At 73.3% G+C, this 15,098-nt stretch carries 11 protein-coding genes; 10 read left to right on the plus strand and 1 reads right to left on the minus strand.

Annotated elements, in window-relative coordinates:
- Positions 1-9: 9 nt before the first annotated feature.
- From ACZ4V1_RS22930 to ACZ4V1_RS22960, 7 genes are all read left to right on the plus strand, one after another.
- On the plus strand, positions 10-1,533 hold the full coding sequence (locus ACZ4V1_RS22930; RefSeq protein WP_468339006.1) for an alpha/beta hydrolase: 1,524 nt from the start codon (positions 10-12) through the stop codon (positions 1,531-1,533).
- A 369-nt stretch (positions 1,534-1,902) separates the two neighbouring features.
- Positions 1,903-4,758 (plus strand): PQQ-dependent sugar dehydrogenase, encoded by a 2,856-nt coding sequence (locus tag ACZ4V1_RS22935; RefSeq protein ID WP_468339008.1) that lies wholly within the window; start codon positions 1,903-1,905, stop codon positions 4,756-4,758.
- Positions 4,759-4,775: 17 nt separating this feature from the next.
- Positions 4,776-6,563, plus strand: coding sequence for a ThuA domain-containing protein (locus ACZ4V1_RS22940; protein ID WP_468339010.1), 1,788 nt, complete (start codon positions 4,776-4,778; stop codon positions 6,561-6,563).
- Positions 6,564-6,773: 210 nt separating this feature from the next.
- A complete protein-coding gene (locus ACZ4V1_RS22945) occupies positions 6,774-8,441 on the plus strand; it encodes a cellulase family glycosylhydrolase (protein ID WP_468339012.1) in 1,668 nt (555 codons plus the stop codon).
- Positions 8,442-8,573: 132 nt separating this feature from the next.
- Complete coding sequence (locus ACZ4V1_RS22950) at positions 8,574-9,074, plus strand: hypothetical protein (RefSeq protein WP_468339014.1); 501 nt, start codon at positions 8,574-8,576, stop codon at positions 9,072-9,074.
- 53 nt (positions 9,075-9,127) lie between these two features.
- Positions 9,128-9,817 (plus strand): response regulator transcription factor, encoded by a 690-nt coding sequence (locus ACZ4V1_RS22955; RefSeq protein ID WP_468339016.1) that lies wholly within the window; start codon positions 9,128-9,130, stop codon positions 9,815-9,817.
- Positions 9,814-11,142 carry a sensor histidine kinase gene (locus tag ACZ4V1_RS22960; RefSeq protein WP_468339018.1) on the plus strand — a complete coding sequence of 443 codons (1,329 nt, stop codon included), beginning with the start codon at positions 9,814-9,816 and terminating at the stop codon, positions 11,140-11,142. Before ACZ4V1_RS22955 ends, ACZ4V1_RS22960 begins: the two co-directional genes overlap by 4 nt.
- 6 nt (positions 11,143-11,148) lie before the next feature.
- Here ACZ4V1_RS22960 and ACZ4V1_RS22965 read toward each other — a convergent pair whose 3' ends face one another.
- Entirely contained in the window at positions 11,149-12,036 is an 888-nt protein-coding gene (locus ACZ4V1_RS22965; RefSeq protein WP_468339020.1) for a CAP domain-containing protein, read from the minus strand.
- Positions 12,037-12,511: 475 nt separating this feature from the next.
- On the opposite strand from ACZ4V1_RS22965, the gene ACZ4V1_RS22970 reads away from it, so the two are divergent.
- From ACZ4V1_RS22970 to ACZ4V1_RS22980, 3 genes are read left to right on the plus strand one after another with little or no spacing between them, the layout of a single operon-like run.
- Entirely contained in the window at positions 12,512-12,790 is a 279-nt protein-coding gene (locus tag ACZ4V1_RS22970) for an acyl carrier protein (protein WP_468339022.1), read from the plus strand.
- Positions 12,787-14,073 carry a beta-ketoacyl-[acyl-carrier-protein] synthase family protein gene (locus ACZ4V1_RS22975; protein ID WP_468339024.1) on the plus strand — a complete coding sequence of 429 codons (1,287 nt, stop codon included), beginning with the start codon at positions 12,787-12,789 and terminating at the stop codon, positions 14,071-14,073. The genes ACZ4V1_RS22970 and ACZ4V1_RS22975 overlap by 4 nt, the downstream gene beginning before the upstream one ends.
- On the plus strand, positions 14,070-15,071 hold the full coding sequence (locus ACZ4V1_RS22980; protein ID WP_468339026.1) for an ACP S-malonyltransferase: 1,002 nt from the start codon (positions 14,070-14,072) through the stop codon (positions 15,069-15,071). Before ACZ4V1_RS22975 ends, ACZ4V1_RS22980 begins: the two co-directional genes overlap by 4 nt.
- The last annotated feature ends 27 nt before the right edge of the window (positions 15,072-15,098 follow it).

Below are 15,098 nucleotides of genomic sequence, written 5' to 3' on the forward strand. Positions count from 1 at the left end.
GGAGAGGTCATGACGACGTTCATCCTGGTGTCGGGCATGTTCACCGGCACACACATCTGGCAGGACACGGCCACGCGCCTGACCGCCGCGGGCGCCGAGGCGCAGGCGGTCGCCCTCAGCGGGCTCGACGGCACGCGTACCGCGTCGGCGACCGGTATCGATCTGGAGACCCACGTCGCGGACGTGCTCGCGGTGATCGACTCGGTCGGCACGGCGGTCGACCGGAAGGTCGTGCTGGTCGGCCACGGCTACGGCATCCACCCGGCACTCGGCGCCGCCGACCGGCGGGCGGAGCGCGTCGACAGGATCGTCTACCTGGACTCGGGAATGCCCCAGGACGGCGTTCCGGCCCTGGCCACCGTCCCCGACCAGTCCCTGCGCGAACGGCTGGCCGGGGCGGGCGGGGAGGCGGGGGCCGACGCGGTACTGCCACCCCCGGCCCACGACGCGTGGCCGTTGTGGGGCAGCACCGCGGGCGTTCCCGACGCGGCGCTGGACCGGCTCACCGCTCTCGCCGCGCCGCAACCGCTCGGCACCCTGCTCCAGCCGCTGCGGCTGTCCGGCGCGGTGGCGTCGGTGCCCACCACCGGCGTGCTGTGCACCGGAAACGGCGCGAGCATCGAGATGGTCCAGATGCTGGTGGGCTTCGGCGATCCCGCGCTGCAAGCCCTGACCGACCCCGGGGTGACCTTCTTCGAACTTCCCACCGGGCACTGGCCGATGCTGTCCTGCCCCGCCGAGCTCACGGACGTCCTGCTGCGGGCCGCGGCCGGTGAGGGACACCGGCTGGAGCCCATCACCGCCGCGGAACCGCCCGCGCACCTGCGGCCGTTCCTGCTGAACGTCCCCGAGGTCCCCCGGGAACGGCACGGCAACGTCGACCTGTACCTGCCCGACGCCGAGGAACCGCGGCCGGCGGTGGTGTTCGTACACGGCGGCCCGGTCCCCGCCGACGCCCGGCCGACCCCGAGGGACTGGCCGACCCTGACGGGATACGCCCGGTACGCGGCCGGGGAGGGGGCGGTGGGCGTGGTCCTCGACCACCGCCTGCACGACCTGGCGGACTACGGACGCGCCGCCGCGGACGTGGCCGCCGCCGTGGAGCTGGTCCGGGCCGACCCCCGAGTGGCCGCGGACCGGGTCGCGCTGTGGTTCTTCTCGGGCGGCGGCCTGATCGCGGCGGACTGGCTGGCGGCGCCTCCCGAGTGGCTGCGCTGCCTGGCGGCCACCTACCCGGTCCTCGCACCGCTGCCGAACTGGGGGCTGTCCGGCACCCGCTTCCACCCGGTGCGCGCGGTGGCCGGCGCCGGCGCCCTGCCCGTCGTACTCACCCGCGTGGGACTCGAGGTGCCCGAGATCGCCGCCACCGTCGAGGAGTTCCTGGCCGCGGCCAAGGACTGCGGGACGGACGTCGAGGTGGTCGACGTCCCGCACGGCCACCACGGCTTCGAGACCCTCGACCTGTCCGACGAGTCACGCGACGCCGTGCGGCGGGCGATGCGTGCGGTCCTGGACCACCTGGCACCCGCCTGACACGCGCGGCCCGACGAGGGGCGTGCGCGGAATCCGACTTCGGGTTCGCCTCGATGGCTTCCGGCACACGTCGGTCGTGAAGCGCCGGGGCCGGGCACCTGCCCGGCCCCCGGCGCTCGCTCGCGTGCGGCGCGGTGACCGGGCCGGGCCGATCCGATGCTCCCGACACTTTGTCCATCCGACGGAAGAAGAATTGAGATCTTGCGCGAAAGGGGTTCCAGGTGCGGACCAAGGCCGCTAACTTCCTTGAAATGAACCGGTCATAGATCTCTGACGGCCGGGGCTCGACGGCGCGACGGCGCGCGCCCGTACTCCCTCACGGCAGGCCTCACACGCCTGCCGCCACCCCACACTCTCCGGGAGAACTCTGTGCGCACGAGACCGCTCGGACGCAGACGTGTCCGCTCCCTACTGCCGGCCCTGGCATGCGTCCTCGGCCTGGCGCTGCCGCTGAGCCCGGCCGCCGCCGTCCCGGCGGATCCGGGCGGCGGCGGGGCCTCGGCTGCGGCAGCCGAGGAGTTCCAACAGGTCACCCTCGCCAAGGGCGTGGCCGAAACGGGCGAACCCATGACCCTTGCGGTCCTGCCGGACCGCTCGGTGCTGCACACGTCGCGCGACGGCACACTCCGGCTCACCGACGCCGCGGGCAACACCGGCGTCGCGGGCAGGCTCGACGTCTACAGCCACGACGAAGAGGGCCTGCAGGGCGTCGCCGCGGACCCGGGCTTCTCCACCAACCGGTTCGTCTACCTCTACTACGCCCCCCGGCTCGACACCCCCGCCGGTGACGCGCCGGCCGACGGATCGGCGTCCGACTTCGCCCCGTTCGACGGGGTCAACCGCCTGTCGCGGTTCGTTCTGAAGGCCGACGGCACCCTGGACCCGGGCAGCGAGAAGAAGATCCTCGACGTGCCCGCCTCCCGCGGCCTGTGCTGCCACGTCGGCGGCGACATCGACTTCGACGCGGCGGGCAACCTGTACCTGTCCACGGGTGACGACACCAACCCCTTCGCCTCGGACGGCTACACCCCCATCGACGAGCGCGCCTCGCGCAACCCCGCCTACGACGCCCAGCGTTCGTCGGGCAACACCAACGACCTGCGCGGCAAGATCCTGCGGATCAAGGTGAACGCCGACGGGTCGTACGGCATCCCGCCGGGCAACCTCTTCGCGCCCGGCACCGCCAGGACCCGGCCCGAGATCTACGCCATGGGCTTCCGCAACCCCTTCCGGATGAGTGTCGACAAGGCGACGGGCACCGTCCACGTCGGTGACTACGGCCCGGACGCCGGCACCGCCGACGCGTCCCGGGGTCCCGCCGGCCAGGTCGAGTTCAACCGCGTCACCGAGGCGGGCAACTTCGGCTGGCCGTACTGCACCGGTGACAACGACGCCTACGTCGACCACGACTTCGCCACCGGCGGCGCGGGCGGCGCGTTCGACTGCGCCGCGCCGAAGAACACCTCGCCGCGCAACACCGGCCTGACCGACCTGCCACCCGCCCAGCCCGCCTGGATCCCCTACGACGGCGGCTCCGTACCGGAGTTCGGCAACGGCTCCGAGTCACCCATGGGCGGACCCGTCTACCGCTACGACGCGGGCTCCGCCTCCGGGGTGAAGTTCCCCGAGGCGTACGACGGCGACTTCTTCGCCGGCGAGTTCGGCCGCCGCTGGATCAAGCGGGTCGAGACCGGCGGCGACGGCACCGTGCAGTCCATCAACTCCTTCCCCTGGAGCGGCACCCAGGTGATGGACATGGCCTTCGGCCCGGACGGCGCCCTGTACGTCCTCGACTACGGCACCGGCTACTTCAACGGCGACGCCAACTCCGCCCTGTACCGCATCGAGCACGTCACCGCGGGCCACGCTCCGGTGGCGCAGGCCCAGGCGGACACCACGTCCGGCACGGCGCCCCTCGCGGTGGCCTTCTCCTCCGCCGGCAGCTCCGACGCGGACGGCGATGCCCTCTCCTACGCCTGGGACTTCGGCGACGGCGCCACCTCCACGGCGGCCGGCCCCTCCCACACGTACACCACCAACGGCCAGTACACGGCCACGCTGACGGTCACGGACACGACGGGCAAGTCCGCCACCGCCTCCGTGCGGATCACCGTCGGCAACACCGCGCCCACCGTGCGGATCGACCTGCCGGAGGACGGCAGTGTCCACGACTTCGGCGCCGCCATCCCGTTCAAGGTGACGGTGACCGATCCCGAGGACGGCACCATCGACTGTGCCAAGGTGAAGGTCACCTTCATCATCGGCCACGACAGCCACGGCCACCCGCAGACCTCGGCCACCGGCTGCACCGGCACCCTCCGGACCCTGGCGGACGGCGAACACGACCCCAACGCCAACATCTTCGGCGTCATCGACGCCGAGTACACCGACCAGGGTGCGACCGGCCTGCCCGCGCTCACCACCCACGACCAGCACATCACTCAGCCGAGCCACCGGCAGGCCGAGCACTACGGCGACTCCTCGGGCGTCCAGGTCGTCACCCACGCTCCCGCACACGGCGGCAGGACGGTCGGCCACATCGAGAACGGCGACTGGATCTCCTTCCGCCCGTACGCCCTCGCCGGCACCACCGCCTTCACCGCCCGGGTCTCCTCGGCGGGCACCGGCGGGACGATCGAGGTGCGCGCCGGATCCCCGACCGGCACCCTGCTCGGCACCGCGACCGTGCCGGTGACCGGCGGCTGGGAGACCTTCCAGGACGTGACGGCCGCACTGAGCGACCAGCCGGCCGGCTCCACGACCCTCCACCTGGTCTTCAAGGGCGGCAGCGGATCGCTGTTCGACGTCGACGAGTTCTCGTTCGACACGACGGCGGGCGGCGCCCGTACGGGTCCGGTGAGGGGGGTCGGCGGCAAGTGCCTGGACGTGGACGACGCGGGTACCGCCGACGGTGCCGGGGTGCGGATCCGGACGTGCGACGGCAGTGCGGCGCAGGACTGGACCGTCTCGGGCGACGGCTCGCTGACGGCGCTGGGGAAGTGTCTGGACGTGTCCGGTGGTGGCAGCGCGGACGGTACGCGGATCCAGTCGTGGACGTGCAACGGGACGGGTGCGCAGAAGTGGGCGGCCCAGCCGGACGGCACGGTGCGCAATCCGCAGTCGGGCAAGTGCCTGGACGCGTCGGGCGGTACGTGGAACGACGGGACGCCGGTCCACCTGTGGACCTGCCACACCGGCCAGAACCAGAAGTGGACCCTGCCGTAGAGAGGAGGCGACCGTACATGCGCAACCACCTGAAAGCGGCCCTCGGCCTGTTCGCCGGCGCCGTGCTGTGCGTGGCCCCCCAGGCCACCGCCCTGCCCGGCGTCGTCGCCGACGCCACGGGCGACACCGTCCGCACCACCGCCCAGGCGGGCCCGGACACCGCGGCCCAGGCCGCGGCCGACCCGGCCTACAAGGTCCTCGTCTTCTCCCGGACGGCGGGCTTCCGCCACTCCTCGATCGACGACGGCATCGCGGCGCTGCGGGACCTCGGCACGGCGAACAACTTCACCGTCGACGCCACCGAGGACCCGGGGACCTTCACCACCGGGAACCTCGCCCAGTACAAGGCGGTCGTCTTCCTGTCGACGACGGGCGACGTGCTGGGCGACACCCAGCAGACGGCGTTCGAGAGTTACGTCAACGGCGGCGGCGGATACGTCGGCGTCCACGCCGCCGCCGACACCGAGTACGACTGGCCCTTCTACGAGGGGCTGGCCGGAGCGCTCTTCCATTCCCACCCGGCCATCCAGCCCGCCACCGTCGAGATCGAGGACCGGGCGCACGACGCCACCGCGCACCTCGGCGCCACCTGGCAGCGGACCGACGAGTGGTACAACTACCGCACCAATCCGCGCGCCACCGCCCACGTCCTGGCCTCGCTCGACGAGTCCAGCTACGCGGGCGGGAACATGAACGGCGACCACCCGATCGCCTGGTGCAAGGACTACGAGGGCGGCCGGGCCTTCTACACCGGCGGCGGCCACACCGACGAGTCCTACACCGACCCCGCCTTCCGCAGGCACCTGCTCGGCGGCATCCGCTGGGCGGCGGGGATGACCAACGCCGACTGCCGCCCGGAGAGCGGCTACACGTCCCTCTTCGACGGCTCGGGCACCACCGGCTGGCAGCAGGCGGGCCCCGGCGGGTTCACCGTCGCCGACGGCACCCTGACCTCCCACGGCGGACTGGGGATGCTCTGGTACTCCGCCGAGGAGTTCACCGGCGACTACTCCCTCAAGCTGGACTGGAAGGCGGCCGGGGACGACAACTCCGGTGTCCTCGTGGGCTTCCCGGCCTCCGGCGACCCCTGGTCGGCGGTGGACAACGGCTACGAGATCCAGATCGACGCCACGGACGCGGCCGACCGCACCACGGGCGCCGTCTACGGCTTCCGGTCGGCGGACCTCCCCGCACGCGACGCCGCGCTGAACCCGCCGGGCGAGTGGAACACGTACGAGATCCGGGTGACCGGAGAGCGGCTGGAGGTCTTCCTCAACGGTGTGCGGATCAACGACTTCACCAACACCGACCCGGCGCGGAGCCTGCGGCAGGGACACATCGGACTCCAGAACCACGGAGACGGAGACGAGGTCGCCTTCCGCGACATCCGCGTCAAGCGGGAGGGGACACAGCAGCCCGGTCCCCGTACGGGTCCGGTGAGGGGGGTCGGCGGCAAGTGCCTGGACGTGGACGACGCGGGTACCGCCGACGGTGCCGGGGTGCGGATCCGGACGTGCGACGGCAGTGCGGCGCAGGACTGGACCGTCTCGGGCGACGGCTCGCTGACGGCGCTGGGGAAGTGTCTGGACGTGTCCGGTGGTGGCAGCGCGGACGGTACGCGGATCCAGTCGTGGACGTGCAACGGGACGGGTGCGCAGAAGTGGGCGGCCCAGCCGGACGGCACGGTGCGCAATCCGCAGTCGGGCAAGTGCCTGGACGCGTCGGGCGGTACGTGGAACGACGGGACGCCGGTCCACCTGTGGACCTGCCACACCGGCCAGAACCAGAAGTGGACCCTGCCCTGAGGAGCGCCGCGAGGTAGGTGGTGAACGGTGGCGCCGACCGGCCGCCCGGAAACGGGCGGCCGGTCGGTGATCCCGGCGCGGGTGGCAAGCATGGGTGGCAAGCGTTTTCCGTCCGATGTCTTGACGTGTACGCGGCGCAGTGAGTGTATGGGAGCGCTCCCACACCCTCGTTGTTCTTTCGTGTCCGCACTACTCAGTCATGGAGTCGCCGTGCGCACAGCAAGACGCGATACACCGAAGAGCCTCTCGACCCGCCTGCTGACCGGTCTGGCCGCCCTGATCGGCCTGGTCGTCGCCGGTGTCCTCGGCCCGGCCGCGGCGCTGGCCCAGCCGTCCGGCGCGCAGGCCACCGGCCTGCACGTCAGGGACGGCCGGCTGCTGGAAGGCAACGGCAACGACTTCGTCATGCGGGGGGTCAACCACGCCCACACCTGGTACCCCGGCGAGACCCAGTCCTTGGCGGACGTCAAGGCGCTCGGTGCCAACACCGTCCGGGTCGTCCTGTCCGACGGTCACCGCTGGAGCGAGAACAGCCCCGAGGACGTGGCCGCCGTAGTCGACCAGTGCAAGGCGAACCGGCTGATCTGCGTCCTCGAGGTGCACGACACCACCGGCTACGGCGAGGAGGCCGCCGCCGGCACCCTCGACCACGCGGCCGACTACTGGATCGGCCTCAAGGACGTGCTGAGCGGCGAAGAAGACTACATCGTCGTCAACATCGGCAACGAGCCCTGGGGCAACACCGACCCCGCCGGCTGGACCGAGCCGACCATCGCCGCGATCGAGAAGCTGCGCGCGGCCGGCTTCCAGCACACGATCATGGTGGACGCGCCCAACTGGGGCCAGGACTGGCAAGGGGTCATGCGGGCCAACGCGCGCTCCGTGTACGACGCCGACCCCACCGGCAACCTGATCTTCTCGATCCACATGTACAGCGTCTACGACACGGCCCAGGAGATCACCGACTACCTGAACGCCTTCGTCGACGCCGGACTGCCCCTTCTCATCGGCGAGTTCGGCGGCCCGGCCGACCAGTGGGGAGACCCGGACGAGGACACCATGATGGCCACCGCCGAACAGCTCGGTCTCGGCTACCTGGCCTGGTCGTGGAGCGGCAACACCGACCCGGTCCTCGACCTCGCCCTCGACTTCGACCCCAGTCGGCTCAGCTCGTGGGGCGAGCGCATCTTCCACGGTGTCGACGGCATCGCCCGGACGTCGAAGGAGGCCACGGTCTTCGGAGGCGCCCCGGACGACACCCAGGCCCCGACGGCGCCCGGCACCCCGGCCGCCTCAGCCGTCACGGACACCTCCGTCACCCTCGGCTGGACCGCCGCCACCGACAACGTGGGCGTCACCGGCTACGACGTGGTACGGGTCGGCGACGGCGGCGAGAGCGGGGTCGCCGCATCCGCCACCAACAGCGCCACCGTGACCGGCCTCACCGCCGGCACCGCCTACACCTTCGCCGTCTACGCCCGCGACGCGGCGGGCAACCGCTCGGCCCGGTCCGCCACCGTGGACGTGACCACCGGCGAAGGAGGCGGGAATCCCGGCACCACGTGCTCCGTCGGGTACCGCGTCGTGGGCGAATGGCCCGGCGGCTTCCAGGGCGAGATCGCCGTCCGCAACACCGGCACCGCACCCGTCGGCCCCTGGACGCTGACCTTCGCCTTCGCCGACGGCCAGACCATCACGAACATGTGGGGAGGCACCCCCGCCCAGAACGCCGGCGCGGTCAGCGTCTCACCCGCCTCCTACACCTCCACCATCCCCGCCGGGGGCACCGTCACCCTCGGGTTCACCGCCGGGAAGGGCGGCGCCAACACCGCCCCGACCGCCTTCGGCCTCAACGGGACCCCCTGCGCCACGACCTGACCGTACGGTCCACCGCCCGGCGGCGGCCCCCTGCCTGCGCCGGGCGGTACCGCCGGGCGGAGGCAGGAGGCCGAAGGACGTCACCACGACACCTCGCGGACGTCGGCCCGGCTCTGCGGCCGCGTCGTCGCCGTGATCTCCGACCGGTGGCGGCTCGCCGAGAAGGTCACGGTCAGCGTCTGCGGCCCGCTCTGCTCCGTACTCACCGTGAAGCCCTGGTTCGGTACCGCCGAGACCAGGCACACCCCGCTGCCGCCGAACCGCACCGTGGCCTTGCCGCCCTCGGACGGCACGGTGTACACGCCGGCCCCGCCCTCCTCGCACCCCGGGTCGCCCCCGCCCGCCGGAGTCCGCGGGGGTGTGGTGCGGGCGGCCGGCGTCGGTGTCGGACTCGGCTCGGGCGGCTGCTCGGTGGTACGGGACGGCGTCGGACTCGGCTTCCGGCTGGTCGGCGAAGGGCTGGGGGAGGGCTTCGCGGACTTGGACGGAGCGGGCCGGGGCGACGCCGGCAGCTCCTTCGGCGCCGACTGCGCGACCGGTGCGGTCGGCCGGGTCGAGCCCACCACGAAGTGGATCGTGATGATGACAGCCGTGACACTGGCCGCCGTGCACGACAGCCAGATGATCAGGTAGCGCAGGAGGCGGGACACGACACCATAGTGACGGACCGGCTAACGTGCCTGCCCATGGCCTCCGTACTTGTCGTCGAGGACGACCCCGTGATCCGGGCCGCGCTGATCGAGGTCCTGACCGGACACGGCTACGCGGTGAAGACCGCCCACCAGGGTTTCGAGGCGCTGCGCGACATCACCCAGAGCCCGCCGGACATCGTGGTGCTCGACCTCGGACTGCCCGACCTCGACGGTCTCGACGTGCTGCGGATGATCCGGGGCATCTCCCGCGTACCGGTGCTGGTCGCCACCGCCCGCGACGACGACACCGAGATCATCCGGCTGCTCAACGCCGGCGCCGACGACTACATGGTCAAGCCCTTCTCCGGCGGCCAGCTCGCGGCCCGGCTCGCCGCCGTGCTGCGCCGCTCCGTGCCCGCCGACGTACAGGCGGCGCGACGTCCCGCCCTCCAGGTCGCCGACCTGCGCATCGACCCCACCGCGCGCACCGCACACCTCGCCGGGCGTGAACTCCCCCTGACCCGCCGCGAGTTCGACCTGCTCGCCTACCTGGCCGCCAACGCCGACCAGGTCATATCCAGGCAGCGGATACTCGCCGAGGTGTGGCAGCAGCCGTACGTGGAGGATCAGACGGTGGACGTCCATCTCTCCGCACTCCGCCGCAAAATGGGTGAGAAGCCGCGAAAGCCCCGCTATCTCCACACTGTGCGCGGCATCGGCATCAAGCTGGTCAGCTCACCATGAGGCGTGCCCTCGCCGGGATCGCCCTGGCCGTCACCTCGATGGTGGCGCTGTCCTTCCTCATCCCGCTCGCCCTCCTCGTCCGCGAACAGGCCCGGGACCGGGTCACCACCGCCGCCGAGCAGCGCGCCTCGGCCCTTTCCCCGGTGCTGGCCCTCACCACTCGGCGCGCCGACGTGCAGCAGGCCGTCGCCGAGCTGGGCTCCGCCGACCAGCTCGTCGTACGGCTGCCCGACGGCGGCTTCGTCGGTACCCCGCACGCACCCGAGGACGCGCTGGACCGGGCCGTGCGAGGGCGCGAGACGCTCGCCGTCGACACCGCGGACGGCTGGGTCTACCTCCAGCCCGTCGTCCTGCGGGGCGACCGGGTCGCGGTCGTGGAGGCCTACGTGCCGGCCGCGGACCTCTCCCGGGGCGTGGCCGCGTCGTGGGGGGTGATGGCGCTGCTCGCCCTGGGCCTGGTCGGTGGCTCCGTGCTGGTCGCCGACCGGCTGGGCGCCCGCGTCGTGCGTTCCTCCCGCGGCCTCAAGCGCGCTTCGCTCGCCCTCGGCTCCGGCAACCTGGACGTACGGGTCGAACCGGACGGCCCGCCCGAGCTCCAGGAAGCCGGCGTGGCGTTCAACACCATGGCCGACCGGGTCGTCGACCTGCTCGCCGTCGAACGCGAACTGGTCGCCGACCTCTCGCACCGGCTGCGCACCCCGCTGACCGCCCTCTATCTGGAGGCCGACAGGATGGGCGCGACCCCGAGCGCCCGGCGGGTCACGGAAGCGGCAGGCCAGCTGGAGAGCGAGCTCGACTCGATCATCGCGGCCGCGCGCACCCCCCTGGCCGCGGTGCAGCACGGCGGTGCCGGAGCGGGCCCGGCGAAGCCGTGCGACGTCGCCGAGGTGGTCGCCATGCGCCTGGACTTCTGGTCGGTCCTCGCCACCCAGCAGGCCCGGCCGTACGAGCGCTCCCTGACCCCGCGCCCGGCTCCGGTCGCCTTCCCCGATGACGACCTCGCGGCCGTCGTCGACGCCCTGATCGGCAACGTCTTCCGGCACACCCCGCAGGGCACCGCCTTCGCCGTCCGCGTGGAGCGGGCGGAGCGGCACGTGTTCCTCACGGTCGACGACGCGGGCCCGGGCGTGGCGGACCCCGAGGCCGCGCTCACCCGGGGCGTCAGCGTCGGCGGCTCGACCGGCCTCGGCCTGGACATCGTGGCCCGGGCGGCACGCGCGGCGGACGGCGAACTGACGATCACCCGCGCGCCACTGGGCGGCGCGCGGGTGCGGGTGTCGTTCGTACTCGCCGGCGCGAGCGGCGCCGGAGGCGGGGGACGGTGACGGGCGTCAGCGGCTCGCGCCGAAGTTCTGCGTCCACCAGGGGCCGCCGTCGCCGAAGTGGACGCCGACGCCCAGCTCCTTGAAGGAGCAGTTGAGTATGTTCGCGCGGTGGCCGGGGCTGTTCATCCAGGAGTCCATCACCGCGGCGGCGTCCGCCTGTCCCCGGGCTATGTTCTCGCCCAGCGTGGACCACTGGTAACCGGCGGCCTCGACCCGGGTCGTCATCGTGGAGCCGTCGGGGCCCGTGTGGGACATCACACCGCTGCTCGCCATGACGTCGCTGTACTCGTCGGCGGCCCGGGTCAGCCGGTCGTTCGCCGTGACCGGCGAACAGCCCGCCGACGCCCGCTCCTCGTTCACGAGGGCGAGAACCCGCGCCTCGGGCCCGCCGCTCCCGCCGGAACCCGAGTCCGCACCCGATCCTGCGGCCGGGCCCGTATCGGCGCCGCCACCGCTCGAGGGCCGGTCGCCGCCGCTCTTCGCCGTCGTCCTCGCGGGAGCCTTCGAAGCGGGCCCGGCCGCCTTCGCCGGGCCGGTGGCCGCACTCGCCGAGGTCTTCGGCCTGTCCTTCTCCTTCTCCTTCTCCTTCTTCCCGGCCTTCGGATCGGCGCTCTCGCTCGGTGAGCCGCTCGCCGTGGCGCCGGGGCTCGCCGACACGGAGGCCAGGGGCGCCGCACCGCCCGCCGCGTCCTCGGCGCCCGGTGTCTGTCCGGCGGCGTTCGTGGTGACCCGGTCCGCGGCACCGCCGTCCTCGCCCCCGGCGACGGCCAGGGTGATCCCGACGCCCGCCGTCACGGTGACGGCGCCGAGCACCAGCGCGGTACCGCGTGTCCGGAGCCCGCCGCGGGGGCGGGCGTGGGAGCGGGACGGGCGAGCGGCTCGGCGGGAACCCATACGCAGGACACCTCGGCTTGTCGGTCGGCTGACGGAGCCCCCGTACCCGGTGGACGCGACCGCGCCCACCGGGACTGTGGGGGGTGTTCGAGAGCCTAGGGCGCGCACGGCGCGTAAACGCCAGTTCGAAGGTCATCTTCAGAAAGCCTTAAAAGAGCCGCCAAAGTCCGTTGAGGAAGCGCGACAGCGCCGCCTCCCGACCGGGCCGGCCCGTTACGCGTTCGCCGCCCGCCACCCTCGGTCCGGCGTGGGGCGCTTCAACGTGAAGAGCGGACACGGGTGCCCGCGGGAGCCCCTCACGTGACCCCGATGCTCCGCCGTCCTCCCGTACACGGCGCTTACCGTGCCGGACGGCGGGACAGTCTGTCGGCGTGCAACCGGCAGGTCGCCGGACACCGTGGCGCGCCCGAGGAGGCCGGGTCCTCCCGCCCACCGCCTCCGGGCGCGCCGTGCACGGACCAAGGAGGAGCCGGACATGCCGTCCACCGCTGAGGAACCACAGCTGCTCGAAGAAGTGCGGGACCTGCTCGCCGCCACGGTCGAGGACCTGTCCGTGGAGGAGATCGACCCGGACTCCTCCCTCACGGACGACCTGGGCGTCGACTCGCTGGCCAGGCTGGAACTGGTCGCCGCGATCGAGGACCGATGGCAGATCGAGGTACCGCCGGAGCAGGCGGACCGGCTCACGACGGTGCGGCAGATCGCCGCCCACCTCGCCGAAGCCGTCACCGCCCCCGCGGGCGGCAACGCGTGAGCCCACGGCACGCGGCCGACCCGGCCCCCGGGGAACGGGCCGCCGTCGTCACCGGACTGGGACTGACGACCGCGCTGGGCGGCGACGTCCCCTCCACCTGGCGGGCCCTGCTGGGCGGCGTGTGCGGCGTCGAGCGCGTCGACTTCGGAACGCCGGGAGGGCCCGAGCAGGTGTACCTCGCGGCCCCGGCCGCGGTGGACCCCACCGCGGTCCTGCCGTCCGCCAAAGCGGCGCACTGCGACCGCTCGGCACAGTTCGCCCTCGTCGCCGCCCGGGAGGCCGTACGCGACGCGGGGTTCCCCGACGCCTCGTCACTCTCCGCGGGCGGCTCGCGGGTGGCCGTGGTCGTCGGGGTGGGACTGGGCGGACTCACCAGCGTCCTGGAGCAGAACCACCGCCTGGAGACCCGGGGCGCGGGGCGGGTGAGCCCGCGCACCATCCCGGTCATGCTGCCCAACCACCCGGCCGCCGAGGTGGGGCTGATGGTGGGTGCCAGGGCCGGGGTGCACGCCCCGGTCAGTGCCTGCGCCTCCGGCGCCGAAGCACTCGCCCAGGCCCTCGGCCTGATCCGGGACGGCCGCGCCGACATCGTCGTCGCGGGCGGTGCCGAGGCCGCGCTGCACCCGCTCGCCCTGGCCGGGTTCGCGCGGTTGCAGGCCCTCTCCCGGCGCCACGACGACCCCAAGGGGGCGTCCAGACCCTTCGACGCCGACCGGGACGGCTTCGTGATGGGGGAGGGCGCCGGCGTGCTCGTCGTCGAGAGCGCCGGGCACGCCGCCGCCCGGGGGGCCCGGGTCCACGGCCGGCTGACCGGCGCGGGCATCACCAACGACAGCCACCACGTGGCCCAGCCCGCGCCCGGCGGAACAGGCTGCGCGGCCGCCGTCGACGCCGCACTCCACGACGCCGGGCTCCTTCCGGAGCAGGTGCGGCACATCAACGCGCACGCCACCTCCACACCGCTCGGCGACCTCGGCGAGGCGCAGGCGCTGCACAAGGTCTTCGCCGGGGTACTGGACGACGTGGCGGTCAGCGCGACCAAGGGCGCCTTCGGGCACACACTCGGGGCCGCCGGGGCCATCGAGGCCGTCCTCACCGTCCTCGCCCTGCGGGACAGAACCGCACCGCCCGCGTGCAGCCTCGAACGGGTGGATCCCGAGATCGACCTGAACGTCGTCGGCCGCACTCCCGCGGTACTGCCCTCCGGGCCCCTCGCGGCCGTCACCACGAGCATGGGTTTCGGCGGACACAACGTCGCGCTCGCCTTCGCCGACGCCTCATGACGGACGACCTCCCGGCCCCCGCCGTCGGCACACCGCGCACCGTGCTGATGTGCCCCGGCCAGGGGGCCTACCTCCCCGGCGCACTGCGTCACCTGCGCGACGTCCCGTCCGTCTCGAAGGTGCTGTGGAGGGTGGATGCCCACAGCACCGCACTCGGCGGCACCGGGACACCCGTCGGCCGCCTCCTCACCGACGCCGGGGCACCCGGCCCCGAGCCACTCCTGCTCGCCGAGCCCCTGGCCTTCGACCTGGCCACCTACGCCGCGGTGGTCGCCTCCGCCACCGTCCTGCTCGACCTGGCGACCCCACCCGTCCACGCGGTGCTCGGCCACAGCGTGGGCGACCTCGCGGCGCTCACCGTGGCCGGAGTCATCACCCTGGAACAGGGCGTCCGGCTGCTGCACGTCCGCGACCGGCTGCTGCGCGACGCCGCGCTGCCGGCGGCGGGCCTGCTGGCCACCGACATGACCGCCGAGCTGGCCGCGGACCTCCTGAACGCCGAGGGCCTGCCGCAGGTCCGGGTCGCCGCCCACAACGCCCCCGGCCAGACGGTCCTGGCCGGGCCCGACGACCAGTTGGCCGCCGTCCGGCGAACGGTCCGGGCGCTCGGCCGTCGCGCCACCCCGCTGACCAGCCGCACCGCCTACCACCACCCACTGCTCACCGGGGTCCACCGGGCCTTCCGACGCCTCCTGCGGGCGCAGGCCGTCGCCCCGCCCACACTCACCGTGTACACGGCCACCATGGCGCGGCCCGCACGCACCCCGGCCCAGCTGCGCACGGTGGCGGCCGCCCACCTCACCGAGCCCCTGGCCTTCCACCGGACCCTGCGCGCGATGAGCCTGGCCGGGTTCACCACCTACCTCGACAGCGGTCCCCGGGCACTGCTCAGCACCCTCGCCAAGGCCGGCCTGCCCGGCTGCACCACCGCCGCCCCCTCCCGCACACCGGTCGGCGTCGACCGCATCCGCCACCGCCTCACCGCCGCCCTCGGGTGACGAAGACGTCCCGGCCGGGTCCCGCGG

This window comes from Streptomyces sp. NPDC028991, assembly GCF_055564775.1.